We start from the raw sequence: 15306 nt of genomic DNA, 5'->3' as shown, positions 1-15306 counted from the left end.
GGCTTTTTTGTTGGCGAATATATGGAGCTGTTATCTTTCTGTTATCAAGTTCATACAAACACAATTTAGGTTAAATATTCACTAAATATAGATGGCGAAGCGATGGCTCGCCTTTTCGTAGAAAGTATCTGCCATACAGATAAGAGAAACCCTGCGTGATACACGATTAATTGCGTTCTTACTTCACTTTAATATTCGTAACTTCAGACTTTTTGATGATTATTTTGACACTCCAAGCCACTTCGACGCTGTTCTTTTGTTAGGCCCTTGAGAAAATATGCTACCAGCTTTTAAATCTTCAGCTGAGCTTATTAATATCCTAAATATCGAAATAGTTTGTTAGCAGTAATATCTTCAATAACAACAATAATTCAGAGGCAAAATATTTGGGGTTTGAAAATGATACATGGATATTATTCAGTTTTTTTAACTAATGGTTTCAATGCACAAAGCTATATAAAAATGCGATTTAAAAACAAATTACAGCAGTTTTTACTTTGTTTAAAAAACACTCGCAAAAAAAGAAAAAAAGAAAAAAAAGTATCTATACTAGAAACTGTATCGAGCTCAGATATTTCAAGGAGAAAGGAATGAATCGTTTAAGTCGAGTGGGAGCTATTATTTCAGTATTACTGCTTTCGGGACTACCACAAGCATATGCTAGCGAAATAGATAGAACAGTGATACCTATAAGTAATGGGAAGTTTGAAGGAAAAATAGGCAAAACATTTGAAACTTCAAAACAGGATTATCCGCAGCCAATTCAGGCACCAAAAGGCGCACCTAATGTCGTAGTGATTTTACTTGACGACTTTGGCTTCGGCCACCCCAGCACCTTTGGGGGGCCAATACCGACCCCTTCAATCGATGAATTAGCTAATCAAGGTTTAAAGTTCAATCGCTTTCACACTACCGCGATTTGCTCACCAACTCGTGCCGCTTTACTGACAGGTAGAAACCATCATCAGGTTGCTTCAGGCACGATTACCGAGCTTTCAACAGGTTACCCGGGTTATCACAGTGTTTGGCCCGATGAAACAGCGACCGTTGCTGAGATATTAAAAAGTAATGGCTACAATACGGCTGCATGGGGTAAATGGCACAATACTCCTGATTGGGAGACAAGCCCTATAGGACCATTTGATCATTGGCCTACAGGACTTGGGTTTGAGTATTTTTATGGTTTTCAAGGCGGCGAAACAAGTCAATGGGAGCCTCAATTATTTAGAAATACCACCCCTGTTGAGCCACCTAAAAAACCGGAAGAAGGGTATCACTTAACGGAAGATCTTGTTGATGATGCTATAAACTGGATAGGCCAACAAGAGTCTATCGATAGTGATAAACCATTCTTTATGTACTTTGCAACGGGTGCAACACACGCTCCTTTGCATGCGCCGCAGGAGTGGAATGATAAATTTAAAGGTAAGTTTGATCAGGGCTGGGATAAAGTCCGTGAAGAGACACTTGCACGACAAAAATCGCTTGGTGTAGTACCACAGAATACCAAGCTGACAAAACGACCTAAAGAAATTAAGGCGTGGGATTCTCTGTCTGCCAACGAGAAGAAGCTATTCAGTCGACACCAAGAAGTATTTGCGGGTTTTGCTGCACATACCGATTATCACGTAGGCCGGTTGCTTGATGCTATCTCACAATTACCCGATGCAGATAATACCATGATTATATTTATTGCTGGTGATAATGGCCCAAGTGCTGAAGGTAGTGCTACTGGTACGCTTAACAATATGATGACTCAGAATGGTATTGCTGACACTGTTGAAGGGCAACTTGAAAAAATCGATGAACTCGGTGGGCCTCTTCACGAAAATCACTTTCCGGTTGGTTGGGCTTGGGCTGGCTCTTCACCATTCCAATGGATGAAACGAGTACCTTCACACTTCGGTGGTACGCGAAATGGGCTTGTTATTTCATGGCCTAACTATATTAAAGAGCATGGTGGCTTACGAACGCAATTTCATCATGTGATTGATATCGTGCCAACGATTTTAGATGCTGCACATATACCTGAGCCAAAAATAGTGAATGGAGTAGAGCAGACTCCAATAGCCGGTGTAAGTATGTTGTATTCACTAAATGATAAAAATGCTGAAGGTAAGCGTAAGACTCAGTACTTTGAGACTGGTGGTCACCGTGCAATTTATCATAACGGTTGGGTTGCAGCCTCTTTCCACGGTGTGCCATGGGAGTTAAGTGGCTCAGCTGGCTTTGGTAACGATAAGTGGGAGCTTTATAATATTGAAGAAGACTTTTCTGAGGCGGTAGATTTATCGAATAAATACCCAGATAAACTTAATAAGTTAATCTCTATTTTCGATCAAGAAGCAGAAAAATATAACGTCTATCCACTTGATGATCGTTTTGTTGAGCGTGCATCCAACCCTGAACGTCCAAGTGTGACCAAAGGGAAATCAAAATTCACTTATCTACCAGGTACTAGTCGCGTGCCAGAGGGTAGTGCACCTCCTGTTTATGGTCGCTCTCACACAATTACTGCAACGTTTAATATGCCTAAAGATGGTGCAGAGGGTGTATTAGTAGCTGTAGGCGGTGGTAGTGCTGGTTATAGTCTATACATTGAAGATAATAAACCTGTCTATGTAATGAATTTCTTCAACGAGGATCACTATTACTTAAAATCTAAGGAGCCATTACCAGCGGGTGAGGTCACTTTGACACTTGATTATATTCAACAAGGTGAAGCACCAAATGGTGGACAAGCGACTCTTTTAGTTAACGGTAAGAAGATTGCTACCGGTAAGATAGATAAAGTACCACCTGTTCGTTACTCAGCGACAGAAACGCTTGATATCGGAAAAGATCTCGGTTCCACTGTTTCACGAAGCTACTATGGTAAAGCTCCTTTTGCTTTTACTGGTCAGCTTCACAAAGTGGAGTATGTACTGAAGTAGTTGTTCAACTCGCAAGCCCACATTAGTGGGCTTTGCTTTCCATCAGAATACTAACTTTTAAGCTCCCTACTTTTTAATAAGCAATCAACCTTTGTAATCTTTGCGGGTACAATCGTCAAATAACCTGTATTATGTATTCTTTGATTTTAGATGGTGAGAGCTCTTACTTAACCATCTGATTTTGTTGTTTAAAATTGAAGGTGAAATAATGTTAAAAGGGAACTTTGCGCGCATTAACATGGCTTTGGCCTGTTTGCTTGTGTTAAATTTTGGGGTTGCTGGTGCTTCTGCTAATGACGATACACCAATAGAGAACGTGGTTGCAGATGCTAATTTCTTAGCGTGTTTACAAGAAAGTGGCTATAAAACGGTGGGTGAGGTGACAAAAATACATTGCAGAGATCGCGGTATTACCTCAGCCAAAGGGCTTGAGCATTTTAGTAACTTAATAAAACTCGTCCTCAGTAATGAAGGAGATAGCTTCATAGTTGGTGAAATTGGTGGCATTACAAGTAGGCCTGCCGATAAGAAAGTGCCAAACCAGCTGACCGAAATCGACATAAGCCACAACAGCCAGCTTTTCTTTGTTGATTTAAGGCAAAACAGCCTTGCGAAAATCGATGTAAGTAAGAACGAAGAGTTAAAGACTTTAATGCTGAGTGGCAATAAGCTTTCAAAGCTTGATGTAAGCACTAACAGTAAACTTACATGGCTTGATCTTAATGATAATAAGCTGACTGGCGAATTGACGCTTGTTAATTCTGAACTGTATCAACTTAATCTGTCGGGCAATAAGCTCACAAAAGTAAATATACCGAGTGGTATTCGCAACCTTGAGCTTGCAAATAACCAGTTAAAAAACCTAGATTTAAGCAAGTTCAAGATGCTTAGCGAACTAAACCTAGATGCCAACCAGCTTAGCTCTTTAGACATAAGCCATAATAAAAAGTTAACTGCACTTTACGCCAGTAATAACCACTTAAGCACTATCGATTTAACAGCAAACCCCATGCTTCAAGTGCTCTTTTTGTCGAATAACAAACTAAAAAATATTGATTTACGTGAACATGAAAATTTAGTTGATATCAGCCTTTTTAATAATCCACTACAAAAGGTAGATGTTAGCAAAAGCTATAATTTAGAGCTGTTAGAACTCGACAGCCGTGTTGAGTGCATAGGCATTGGTTGTGCAACAAGGTTTGAAGGGTATTAATACCAGCGTGTAGGGTAGAGCGCAGCGAAACTCGATAAGTTAGCGAGGGGAAAGGAGAAAGGAGCTATCAGCCGTCAGCTATCAGATTAAAACAAAAGAGCTTTAAGCCATAAGGTTTAGGTTAGATTGTAGCTGCATATAGTTAAAGCGAAATGCTCACCCGTAGGCGTGAAATTTATTTCGCGCGAAGAAGTTAGAGTAAAGTCAAATAGAAAGACCTGGCCCCATCTGTTTGTTAATATTTGCTGGTTGCTTAAAAAATTATGAAAAGGGAATAAATATGTTCTGCTGTAAAACACTCATCAAATTATTAATGAGCGTGTCTATTATTTTTGGTTCATCTTGTTATGCAAAGCAAGATGTTTATTTTGGTACAGGCTCAGTATCTGGTGATGGTATTTATCATTCGGTTTTAGATAAAAAAACAGGAAAGTTATCTGAACCAGTTCTTGTTGCAAAAATCAAAGAGCCGAGCTTCTTAGCTAATCACCCAACTCTGAATGTATTATATGCAGCAGCGACAATAGACAAAACGCCTGTAGTAGCTGCATATAGCAAGCTAACTAACGGAAAACTTGCTTTGCTTAATCATGTTGAAATTGGTGACGGTAGTGGGGCACACATCGCTGTTCACCCTTCTGGGCGCTTTTTATTAACAGCTCAGTATGGCGGCGGCTCTGTGGCGGTATTTGCACTTGCTGCTGACGGTAAAGTTATCAAACGTAGTCAGTTAATAGAGCATACTGGTGGCTCAAAAGTCGTTAAAGATCGCCAAAATAACCCTCACCCTCATTGGGTTGGTTTTTCACCTGATGCAAAATTTGCCTTTGTTCCAGACTTAGGGTTGGATGCTGTAATGATCTATCGTGTAGCAGACAATGCAGCTGAATTAATCGGGCATGGACAAGCGGATACAATAGCAGGAGGCGGTCCAAGGCATATGCGTTTTTCTAAAAATGGCCAGTTCATTTATTTATTAAACGAGTTGGATTTAAGCATTTCTACCTTTACGTATGATGCACAAACTGGTCAAACTAAACGAGAGTTTGTAGTGCCTACGTTAGGCAAAGCAATTAAAGAGCAGGAAGACTTTAATTCAGCTTCAGAAATTCTGGTACATCCAACAGGTAAATATGTGTATTCAGCTAATCGCGGTCATGATTCTGTGAGTGTATTTGCAAGCGATGAGTCAACTGGCTCTTTAAGACTACTTGAAACAGAACATGTTCGTGGTGCGTTTCCTCGTAATATTAATATGGACCCTGAAGGAAAGTGGTTATTAGCGGCAGGTCAGCATTCTAATACTGTGGCTGTATTTAAGATTGAGCAAACAACAGGGTTACTTCAGTATAGAACCAACAGTACAGTAAATGTTCCTGAACCTACTTGCATCTTGTTTGATTAAAACATAAAGGGGTTTGGTGTTTCTTTTACCTAACCCCTTTATCAACCCAGAACTGACAATATGCTGTTAGCAGCTATTGAATCAAACTCACTTGTTTAACATAGGTGTCAGTTTGCAAACCAAAGTGGCCTAGTACATAAGTGTAGGTGGCATTTTCATTCCATAAACGGCTGCTGTGAATACCATACACATAGCAAGTGCCTGTTGAGCAGACAATTTGATCAGAGTAGCTTTTTATTGAATACACTTTGTCGCCTAATGCTTCACCATAAATACTGTTTAATAACGGGCTACCAACCGATAAGCCATAGTAGCCACAAGTGTTATTCCACACGTTGTATGGGTAAACACCACAACTTAATAGGCCCCGTGCGGCACCTGCAACACCTACAAAGGTATCAACATCTGATGCCATTGCTAACTTATAAATTTGCTGCGCTGCGAGTGTTACACCCATTGAATGGCCGATAATATCAATCTTACCTGTGCAAGATTGGTTGATTGCAGTAAGAATGGCGTTACGCACTGGTGTTTCTTCACTGCCATTATGATCGTTGCAGCTCGCGCAAGATTTAGATCCCCAATCTGGGGTGAAAATTTCACTGTCGGCGTAACCTTTTCGTTTTAATTCATTAATTGTGTTACTCCAACTAGAAGGGGAGGCGGTATTTCCATGTACAAGTACAACATTATCTCTGCATGCTGCAAGAGCCGTTGTGCTCATACCTGCGCATAGCGTAATCATCGTCAATAGGCGTCTCATTGTGTATTCTCCTGTTTAACATTTAATTTACAATGTATGAAGTTTAAACAAGGCAGGATATAGTACTTTCGTGCAGCGGCACTATTTAGCATTGTGCAATGTATGAGTTTATATTTTGCTAGCACTGTAGGCGTGAAATTTATTTCGCGCGATGAACAAAAGAGCTATCAGCTTTCAGCCGTCAGCTATCAGATTGAAAGTTAGCAAGTTAGAGAGAGTAGAGGGGGAAAGCAACTCGAGTCTTGTCCTCACTTTTTTCTCCTAAAATCTAATAATTTGTACTTAAAAAACACCCAAAAGTTAAATTATTGTAAATATTTTCTTGCTTTCGTACCTGTTTGGTCTATGTTTTTGGTCGGAGGTCACTCCTCCAACCTGATAGATAAGATTACAATCAACAGGAACACACATGAAAATAAAAACACTCTCACTAGTGCCAGCTTTAATGTTGGCAGCGGGTATCAGCCACAATGTTTTTGCTGCGCAAGGAGTCGCATTTGTGCACGGTACAGGCCAGCAAAGCGATGCGTATAATGACTATTGGACAGGCAGCTTTGTTGACACAGTTCGCCAAGGTTTGCCCAACAGTAGTAATTACACGGTCATTAATTGTGACTTTGATCAGTACATGTGGGCAGATGCTGCATCTGGCTGTTTAGCTGGGCAGCTCACTACATTTATCAATAATAAAAACATCACTGATTTAACCCTGATCACCCATTCTAATGGCGGTAATGTGGTGCGTTGGATTTTATCTAATCCAACATGGGATAGCCGTTATCCAAATATTATTAGCAAAGTAACGCGTACTATTGCACTGGCACCTTCAAGTGGTGGCACGCCTTTGGCTGATGCGGTTATTGCAGGTAATTCGTTCGAGCAAAGCTTAGGTTGGCTTTTGGGCTACGGCAGCGATGCAGTAAAACAACAGCAAGTATCTTGGATGGCGTCGTATAACGCACAATGGCTGAATGGCACTCCAAACCGCCCAAGTTTACCGTCTCGATTCGAAACTGTGGTGGGCAGTGATGTTGAATCAGCTGTATGGGATAGCGACAGCTATTGCGGTGGTTACCAAAACCAAGTGGGTCTTGAAGTAACACAAAACTGGTTAGACAGCTGCTCAGATGGCTTTTTAAATTGCAGTTCTCAGTCGTTAGCTGGGGTAGTGTGGTTTACCGATAAATCACGGACCCAAGGCAGTGAGCCTTTGAGTCATCAGCAAAGTCGACGCAACTGCTTTGGCTTGCCAAACATGCTTAAAAATCGAATTTAGGAGCTAGCTATGATTAATAAGTTAACCACACTTACAGCTGCAATCATGCTTGTAAGCACAGCAGCACAAGCAAATGATCAAACGGTTTATCAGTTTCCTCAAGTTCAACCTGCGTTAGGCGCTCAGCTGCAAACACTTGAAAAAGACAGCGTTGAGTATTGGCAGAAGGTTTCGGGCAAGGAACTTAAGCGAGGTGTGCCAGTATTTGTAAACCAAGCTGATAACTTTATTCGTATCGCGCCAAAAGCACGTTTTGATAATGGTGAAGTATTTAAGCCTCATGGCTTACAGCTTGATAAGCTGTCGGTACGTGATGACAACTTTAGACAAATGCCAATGCAAACAATGGTTGCACAAGAGCAAATGGAAAATGCTGGGTTTAACGATGGTAGTGTTGGGTTAAAGCTTGGTCAGGTCAATGGCAAGGCAATGTTAAGAACAAGCCAAGCACTTAACGACAACGACACCTACTTGCTGCATGTGATTGAAAAGGGCTCGAGTAATGCTTTGCATGCTAAATCGCAGTTTAAAGTAAAAGATCATCAACAACGTGTCGCTATGCAGCTCAGTATGGGCAAAAAACGCTTTAAAGATAGCGATGTGCAGTTAACACTTTCAAGCCCAGATGGCGAAAAGCTTGATGTGCGTTACGAAAATGGTGAAGCCGTATTTAATTACCCACTTGAAACCTTAGGTGCAGTAAATGGTTACTATGAGCTTGAGGCTAGTGTAAATACTAAAGTGAATGGTCAAACGGTAAAACGCTCAATAAAAATGCCGTTTGTACACAGCTCACAAACCATTAGTATGGATAAAGCCAAAGTAACAGCGCTTGGCAATAATAAATACCAAGCTAAAGTACCTGTGCAAGTGACTGAATCAGGCCGCTTTGCTATTCGTGCAACCTTAACTGGTAAAGGTGATAAAGGTGAACGCATTAAACTAGCAACGGTTGAAGTTGCAAAACAGATTGATAGTTATGGCAGTTTCACGATGCCTTTCGCGGTCACTAAAGCAGCCAAAGCCCCGTTCGAACTGGTGGATATTGAGCTTACCGACCAAACGCGAATGTTAAAGTTTGCAGGGGAATAAAGGGGAGTTCTTATCGTATGTTGGGTGGAGCGAAGCGAAACCCAACAAGTTTGCGAGTTACAAGGGGAAAGGAGAAAAAGTTGTAAGCTCTGACCCCGATTGTGCCTGCATATAGTTAAAGTGAAATACTCACCCGTAGGCGTGAAATTTATTTCGCGCGTAATCAATTCTGCTTTGCTCTATGTAGCGCGAAGCGCCTCGGTGTACTCTGTGGTTCAATATTTTTTGCACAAAGAGGAGAAAGTGAGAAGAGAATGAGTAACCCTGCAAAACCATCAAATTTGTATTTAATAATTCCTCTTAAGCGCAGCGTCTCTTATCCTCTTTGTGATTATTATTTTCAAACCCTGTTTTTCTCTATGTAGCGCGAAGCGCCTCGGTGTACTCTGTGGTTCAATATATTTTGCACAAAAAGAAGAGAATGAGAAGAGAATGAGTAACCCAGAAAACCATCAAATTTGTTTTTAATAATACCTCTTAAGCGCAGCGTCTCTTATCCTCTTTGTGAAAATTATTTCTCTTTAGTTCATTTGCTTTGGGAAGTTAAAAATATGCTCAGTTTGAATTTGAACACAAACAAATATCTGTTTAGTTGGTTGTTTTTGTGTTTATTATAGAAATTAAACAATAATAAAGTTTGAGCTAATAAGCTCACCAAGGATGGTTATGCCAGATATGTATTTTGGAATGATCGCCAATCTAGGCGTTGTTCTATTACTCGTTTTTATTTTAAAAACACTCAATAAAGTTACAATAAACCTAACTTGGTTGTTTGGAACTCTTTTTATTCTATTTTGCTATTTCTTGGCCTTATTCAAAGGTAAAGAACTCATCTCACTGGATTTAGTCTTTTCAGATCTTAAATGGAATTGGTCAGGGAAAATAGTCGCTATTACTGTTTGGGCTTTAGTTTTAGTTTCATTAGCCGCTTTTAAAAGTGACTTTAAAATCAAGGAGGCAGGTTTTACTTTTAGTCAGAATGAAGGCTCTATAAAGCCAGCAATGCTTGTTTTAAGTTTGTTTATAGCATTGCAAGTTATTGTAACGCTTAGCCTAGGCGATGGACCAAATTACGACTTTGAAACATTACTCTATCAAGCTCTTATCCCAGGGCTCGATGAAGAGCCAATGTTTAGAGGTGTTTTATTATTTTGTTTTTCATTGGCTGTTGTTTCATCGCGAATTAATTTCTTTGGCTCGCAAATAAACATTGCAGGCTTACTTTTAGTTTTATTATTTGGTCTAGTTCATGGGGTTATGTATATCGATGGTGAGTGGCATTTGTCTGCATTCAGAATCGTATTAACTGGGAGTTATGGATTTATTTTGCTGTGGTTAAGGGAGCGTACTGGCAGTCTTGTTTTTCCAATTGTGGCGCACAATATGGTGAACTTTGTTGGGCAGTTAGTTTAGTGCTTGAACGTAAAGGAAATGTACCTTCAAGTAGATAGGTTGGCTTAATGGAAAAGTAATGGCAGAATTGTGTTTTAAAAATGGAAACTTAAATAATGGATTATAATCAGCCACTTTCGAAGCACTCCCTTGATTTAAACCTGAGCGACCGAGTTTGGTTTAGGTTTTCAACTTTCTATAAAAAGCCCGTTTTGCAGGCTGATTCTAATACAAAACTTATGTCGATACCGGGCTTAGCTGTGTTGTCGGGTGGAGCTGAGTTTTTGTTTTTCTTTATGACTATCGCTATTGCTGTAATGAGCCTAGTGTTACAAGAAATGATACAGCCGATATCCGCTTTTGTAACTAGTGTGAGTTGTTACCTTTGTGTATTTATTACCAAGCGAATCATGATTTATAACAAGTTTGGCTTTGGTCGTAAGTGGGTTATGAGCATATCAAAAGACTCACTCGAAATAGATAGGCAAGCAGTAAAGGGAAAAGCTTCAAAAATTTTGCATATAACTAAAGACGATATCAAAGAAATCGTTTTTAATTATACTTTTCATGGCAGAAGTGGCCGTATTGTGGACGATAAAACGGCCAATTTACACGCTTGTGAAATTCATCAAAAAGATGGCAAGGTTGTTACACTAGATAATATGCGAGTGGGTCTTTTTGATGTGTTATATCTTTTAAAATTCTATCAATACCCGCTGTTCTTTAAAGGCACGACTGCAGGTGGTGCTGGTAATATTGTGATTTTGATTATGCGGCTAATTTCTCTTTCTGCGATCATTTCGGCTCTTGTAATGTTGGCTTTTAATTTAAAGTCATAAAGGTGAGCTATTTATAAAGTTATCAGACTTAAAGTACTTAAGTTAGCGAGTTGTAAGGGGAAAGATACGAGTTTCGAGGGACAAGATGCGAGGTGTAGGAGGCGTTTTAACGCCGAACAAAAATGGAGATATTAGATATCAGTCGTAAGAAGTCAGATTAAAACAAAAGAGCTTTAAGCTTTTAGTTGATTGTGCCTGCATATCGCTATGGTTAAACACGTTACTGTAGGCCTGAAATTTATTTAGCGCGATGATCTATTTAAAACGCTCAATGCCAGAAAATACCTACAAACCATTGCTATGCAAGATAAAGTTGCGGCTATAATTTGTTTACTTGCAACTCGATCTCTAGACCCTTTCACAAGTATTCTTTTACAATACCTAAAATGACTTAATTCTGAGAATGCGTTGAACTACTTGGCTCACCTTTATTTAGCACAACCGACGGCAGATTCACACTTTGGTAATCTGCTGGGTGATTTTGGTGGACGTCGATATTCAGAGCAGTTATCCGATGCGGTTAAAAATGGCCTTGAAAATCATTATTTGGTTGATAGGTTTACCGACTCACATCCACTTGTAAAAGAGGCTAAGCAGTATTTTTCGCCAGCGCGTAAACGCTTTGCCAGTGTTGCAATTGATGTGGCGTTCGATCACTTTCTTATTCAGCATTGGCAGCGGTTTAATAACCTACCATTGGCTGATTTCAAACAGCACAGTTATGGCCTTTTAAATGCGCGCCAAGCCATGATGCCTTCACGCATGCAGCAAGTTGTTACCAGTATTACAAACAATGATTGGTTTAAAGAATATGAAACGCTCGATGGGGTTAGCCTTGCCCTTGATAACATCGCCAGACGTATTCGTTTTACCAACAACTTTGCAGGAGCCGCTGAAGATATTGCCCGCCATTATCAACAGTTAGACGCTGTGTTTTTAGCGTTTTTCCCCGAGCTGATTGAGCATGTTAAGCAAGCAGGGGTGGAAAAGCAGCTTTAAGCTATTAGCTTTCAGACTCAAAACCCAACAGATGAGCTGAAATGCTCACCCGTAGGCGTGAAATTTATTTCGCGTGTATTGAATACTGTTTTTCTCTGTGCATCGCGAAGCGCCTCGGTGTACTGTGGTTCAAATCTTTAAGCATAAAGAGAAGTGAACGAGAAGATAAAGAATCAACCTAAAAGCTTCTACCGCTCTTCCTCTTAAGCGCAGCGTCTCTTATCCTCTTTGTGAATATTATTTTTTAACCCTGTTTTTCTCTGTGTAGCGCGAAGCGCCTCGGTGTACTCTGTGGTTCAATATTTTTTGCACAAAGAAAAGAGAGTGAGAAGTGAATGAGTAACCCAATAAAAACAGCAAATTTGTTTTTAATTATTCCTCTGAAGCGAAGTGACTCTTATCCTCTTTGTGATAATTACTCCCACAATGGTTCATAAACCGATTTGCCTCTTACCTTAAAATATGAAATGGCTGATATCTTGGCTGCTTGTTGCGGTTATATAGTCGATTAGTGATAGCTAAGTAAATTCTAAGACGCTTACGAGCTCGTTTTTTAACTGAGCTGAACTACCCTTTGTAAAGCAAGTAAGCCTTAAATTAATACTTACCTCAATCGCTGTACTTTGAACATAGCAATGTAATATAGCAACCGTGAGGGAACAATAATGAGCAAACCTATAATTGCAGCCGTTTCGCCGAAAAAAGTCACCTTAGAACAGGGGCAAGAGTATTACTTTTGTGCCTGTGGGCGTTCTAAAAACCAGCCATTTTGTGACGGCTCACATGCCGGAACCGATTTCAAACCCAAAGCATTTACAGCAGAAGAGTCGGGCGATGCCTATTTATGCCAATGTAAGCACACTGCCAATGCGCCATTTTGTGATGGTAGTCACAAACAATTTGATCAAAGCCTAGTTGGTCAAGAAGGGCCGGGCGTGCAAATTCAAGCCTCTGATTCGCCAGTTGCTACAGCAACTAAAGAGGAACCTACCGTTGAGCTTATTCATCAATTAGCTCGAGAAGGATTATCAAAGCTTGGTCATCATGGTCCTATGGTGTCGATGGGGGTGCCACGATATCAATTACCTAAATGGGATGACTTACAGTTGATGGTCGCACAAATGGCAACGCAACCTTTAATGGAAGATGTAGCTGTTAATACTGAGCTTGTGGTTGGCCCGCGAGCGAAAAAGCCATTAAAACTGGCTATTCCGCTGTTTGTTTCTGATATGAGTTTTGGTGCTTTATCAGAAGAAGCCAAAGTTTCCTTAGCGAAAGGAGCTGAACTTGCTGGTACGGGTATTTGCTCAGGTGAAGGCGGTATGCTTCCTGAAGAGCAGCAAGCCAATTCACGCTATTTTTATGAGTTAGCAAGTGCAGGCTTTGGTTATAGCGAAGATAAATTAAAAAACGTGCAAGCCTTTCATTTTAAAGGCGGGCAAGGGGCAAAAACAGGCACGGGGGGGCATTTACCGGGCAACAAAAATGTTGGCAAAATCTCTGAGGTTAGAGGAATTGAAGCGGGTACTTCGGCGATTTCACCACCAACATTTAAAGATTTACACAGTGCGGCCGATTTCAAAAAGTTTGCTGACAGAGTGCGCGAGGTAACGGGTGGTATTCCAATCGGATTTAAACTAAGTGCTAATCATATTGAGGAAGATATTCAATTTGCACTCGATGCAAGTGCCGATTACATCATTCTTGATGGTCGTGGTGGTGGCACGGGTGCAGCTCCTGAGATCTTTAGAGATCATATTAGCGTACCAACTATTCCTGCACTTGCCAGAGCAAGAAAGTACTTAGATGAACAAGGTGCAAGTGATGTTACTTTGATCATAACAGGCGGCTTACGCTTGCCGATTGATTTTGTAAAGGCGCTTGCCCTTGGTGCTGATGGGGTGGCGATTTCGAATAGTGCAATGCAAGCAATTGGCTGTGTTGCTGCGCGTATGTGTAATACCAATAACTGCCCAGCAGGGATTGCCACACAAAAGCAAGATTTACGTCAGCGCTTAAATATTGAAAAGTCAGCAAATCAATTGAAGAACTTTTTTGAAGCTTCAACTGAGTTAATGTCGGTTATGGCAAGGGCATGTGGTCATGACTCTTTAGCTAAGTTCAATGCTAATGATCTAGCAACATGGCACAAAGATATGGCGTTGTTATCTGGTGTTAAGTATGCAGGTGTTGGAATAAGTTAGCGAGTTTCGAGGGACAAGATGCGAGGTGTAGGAGGCGTTTTAACGCCGAAAAAAGTCAAAGGGGAGGGTATTCCAACCCAAAACCAACGCTATGATGTTAGCACCTAGCACCTAGCACCTAGCACCTAGCACCTAGCACCTAGCACCTAGCACCTAGCACCTAGCACCTAGCACCATCCCTACGCGATATAAAATCGCGGCTACACTCTTGCTAACTCATCCCATTTAATCGTCTGGGCCTTTTAGGGTAAATACTAAATGCCTGCGCATGTCTTTTAAAATCACACCTTTTTTCAGCATTGCGCCACTTAGGCGTTTTTGCCATTTTAATAGCTCTGGGGTCGCTGCATCGAGTGATTGCTGGTTTTCAAATTGAAAACATAAAAGCAATGAGCCTGGGAATAAGTGGTATTCCACATCAAACCAGCATTGCAACATGCCTTCAAGCTCAGCACGGCCTTGCTCTTCAAGGGTATCGGCAACATTTAATACAAGGGCTTGCTGTTTTAATTGTACTTTAGAAAGCTTTTTCATTTAAAAACCAAAATCGAGTCGAAAAGTCGATTATAACTAAGCTTTGATTGCAGCAACAACTTTCTTGCTTCCAAACTAAAGGTTATTTCATTGAGCGCCATGCAAAGGTCGAAGCGGCAACCACAATCGCAATAGAAATACCAAGGTAGAGGGTTTCTATTGTGCCGCCGAATTCAACGGCGTGTTCTAAAAACAGAATCACTAAAATGACGGATGTTACCTGTACTAAGGTAATTTTTAAATCATGAAAATCTTCGATATGAAAGGCGGCCAAAAACTGGCTACTCTTTGTGGTTGCAGGCGAAATGAATAGCCGGTACAGGCTGATGGTAATAACTTGAAGAGTAATACCGATAAGTAATAGGTCGAGAATTTTTAAAAGCTCGACTATCATCTCTTTCCCTCCCTTAGCAGAGTCAGGCAAAGATATAACTGTCGTTTTAACAACATTAAAAACGATGTTCACACAGGTTATGTAAACAAGTAACGATGAAATTGCTGTTGTGATAATCGCGATGATGACTAAAAACCGGCTATTTTGAAAAAGGCGCTCCATATCAACTCACACAAATTAATTTCTTTGTTATACGAAGCTTAGCTGGTTTTTGATTAAATACAGCATGCATCATTAGCGAAGGGGAACCTAACTTATTAGC

At 40.5% G+C, this 15306-nt stretch carries 12 protein-coding genes; 9 read left to right on the top strand and 3 right to left on the bottom strand.

Annotated elements, in window-relative coordinates:
• Positions 1-590 precede the first annotated feature (590 nt).
• The 3 genes from HCZ11_RS07440 (at position 591) to HCZ11_RS07430 (ending at position 5551) form a co-directional block, all read left to right on the top strand.
• Entirely contained in the window at positions 591-2933 is a 2343-nt protein-coding gene (locus tag HCZ11_RS07440) for an arylsulfatase (RefSeq protein ID WP_167658075.1), read from the top strand.
• A gap of 208 nt (positions 2934-3141) precedes the next feature.
• Positions 3142-4146 carry a hypothetical protein gene (locus tag HCZ11_RS07435; RefSeq protein ID WP_167658074.1) on the top strand — a complete coding sequence of 335 codons (1005 nt, stop codon included), beginning with the start codon at positions 3142-3144 and terminating at the stop codon, positions 4144-4146.
• Positions 4147-4426: 280 nt separating this feature from the next.
• The gene (locus HCZ11_RS07430) at positions 4427-5551 is read left to right on the top strand and encodes a lactonase family protein (RefSeq protein ID WP_167658073.1); all 1125 of its coding nucleotides are present in this window, start codon (positions 4427-4429) and stop codon (positions 5549-5551) included.
• 73 nt (positions 5552-5624) lie between these two features.
• On the opposite strand, the gene HCZ11_RS07425 is transcribed toward HCZ11_RS07430, so the two are convergent.
• Complete coding sequence (locus tag HCZ11_RS07425; RefSeq protein WP_130050868.1) at positions 5625-6314, bottom strand: alpha/beta fold hydrolase; 690 nt, start codon at positions 6312-6314, stop codon at positions 5625-5627.
• Between the two features lie 409 nt (positions 6315-6723).
• Here HCZ11_RS07425 and HCZ11_RS07420 point away from each other — a divergent pair, with 409 nt between their 5' ends.
• The 6 genes from HCZ11_RS07420 (at position 6724) to HCZ11_RS07395 (ending at position 14116) form a co-directional block, all read left to right on the top strand.
• Positions 6724-7590, top strand: coding sequence for a hypothetical protein (locus tag HCZ11_RS07420; protein WP_167658072.1), 867 nt, complete (start codon positions 6724-6726; stop codon positions 7588-7590).
• Between the two features lie 9 nt (positions 7591-7599).
• Positions 7600-8682, top strand: a complete 1083-nt coding sequence (locus tag HCZ11_RS07415; RefSeq protein ID WP_167658071.1) for a DUF4785 domain-containing protein — start codon at positions 7600-7602, stop codon at positions 8680-8682.
• A gap of 666 nt (positions 8683-9348) precedes the next feature.
• The gene (locus tag HCZ11_RS07410) at positions 9349-10095 is read left to right on the top strand and encodes a CPBP family glutamic-type intramembrane protease (protein ID WP_167658070.1); all 747 of its coding nucleotides are present in this window, start codon (positions 9349-9351) and stop codon (positions 10093-10095) included.
• A 95-nt stretch (positions 10096-10190) separates the two neighbouring features.
• The gene (locus tag HCZ11_RS07405; protein ID WP_167658069.1) at positions 10191-10913 is read left to right on the top strand and encodes a hypothetical protein; all 723 of its coding nucleotides are present in this window, start codon (positions 10191-10193) and stop codon (positions 10911-10913) included.
• A gap of 408 nt (positions 10914-11321) precedes the next feature.
• Positions 11322-11912, top strand: a complete 591-nt coding sequence (locus HCZ11_RS07400; RefSeq protein WP_167658068.1) for an ACP phosphodiesterase — start codon at positions 11322-11324, stop codon at positions 11910-11912.
• A 665-nt stretch (positions 11913-12577) separates the two neighbouring features.
• A complete protein-coding gene (locus HCZ11_RS07395) occupies positions 12578-14116 on the top strand; it encodes a glutamate synthase-related protein (RefSeq protein WP_167658067.1) in 1539 nt (512 codons plus the stop codon).
• Positions 14117-14341: 225 nt separating this feature from the next.
• Here HCZ11_RS07395 and HCZ11_RS07390 read toward each other — a convergent pair whose 3' ends face one another.
• Both HCZ11_RS07390 and HCZ11_RS07385 read right to left on the bottom strand, forming a co-directional pair.
• Complete coding sequence (locus HCZ11_RS07390) at positions 14342-14650, bottom strand: hypothetical protein (RefSeq protein ID WP_130050872.1); 309 nt, start codon at positions 14648-14650, stop codon at positions 14342-14344.
• A gap of 82 nt (positions 14651-14732) precedes the next feature.
• A complete protein-coding gene (locus HCZ11_RS07385) occupies positions 14733-15206 on the bottom strand; it encodes a YqhA family protein (protein WP_062564998.1) in 474 nt (157 codons plus the stop codon).
• Between the last annotated feature and the right edge of the window lie 100 nt (positions 15207-15306).

It is taken from the genome of Pseudoalteromonas sp. HF66 (assembly GCF_011806445.1).
Taxonomy (GTDB): Bacteria; Pseudomonadota; Gammaproteobacteria; order Enterobacterales; family Alteromonadaceae; genus Pseudoalteromonas; species Pseudoalteromonas apostichopi.
Note: the sequence above shows the minus strand (reverse complement) of the source record. Positions and strands in the feature narration are given on the sequence as shown.

Coding starts and splice junctions, on each gene's coding strand:
- HCZ11_RS07395 (WP_167658067.1), top strand. CDS start 12,578: ATGAGCAAACCTATAATTGCAGCCGTTTCGCCGAAAAAAGTCACCTTA.
- HCZ11_RS07440 (WP_167658075.1), top strand. CDS start 591: ATGAATCGTTTAAGTCGAGTGGGAGCTATTATTTCAGTATTACTGCTT.
- HCZ11_RS07410 (WP_167658070.1), top strand. CDS start 9,349: ATGCCAGATATGTATTTTGGAATGATCGCCAATCTAGGCGTTGTTCTA.
- HCZ11_RS07405 (WP_167658069.1), top strand. CDS start 10,191: ATGGATTATAATCAGCCACTTTCGAAGCACTCCCTTGATTTAAACCTG.
- HCZ11_RS07425 (WP_130050868.1), bottom strand. CDS start 6,314: ATGAGACGCCTATTGACGATGATTACGCTATGCGCAGGTATGAGCACA.
- HCZ11_RS07420 (WP_167658072.1), top strand. CDS start 6,724: ATGAAAATAAAAACACTCTCACTAGTGCCAGCTTTAATGTTGGCAGCG.
- HCZ11_RS07385 (WP_062564998.1), bottom strand. CDS start 15,206: ATGGAGCGCCTTTTTCAAAATAGCCGGTTTTTAGTCATCATCGCGATT.
- HCZ11_RS07430 (WP_167658073.1), top strand. CDS start 4,427: ATGTTCTGCTGTAAAACACTCATCAAATTATTAATGAGCGTGTCTATT.
- HCZ11_RS07390 (WP_130050872.1), bottom strand. CDS start 14,650: ATGAAAAAGCTTTCTAAAGTACAATTAAAACAGCAAGCCCTTGTATTA.
- HCZ11_RS07415 (WP_167658071.1), top strand. CDS start 7,600: ATGATTAATAAGTTAACCACACTTACAGCTGCAATCATGCTTGTAAGC.
- HCZ11_RS07435 (WP_167658074.1), top strand. CDS start 3,142: ATGTTAAAAGGGAACTTTGCGCGCATTAACATGGCTTTGGCCTGTTTG.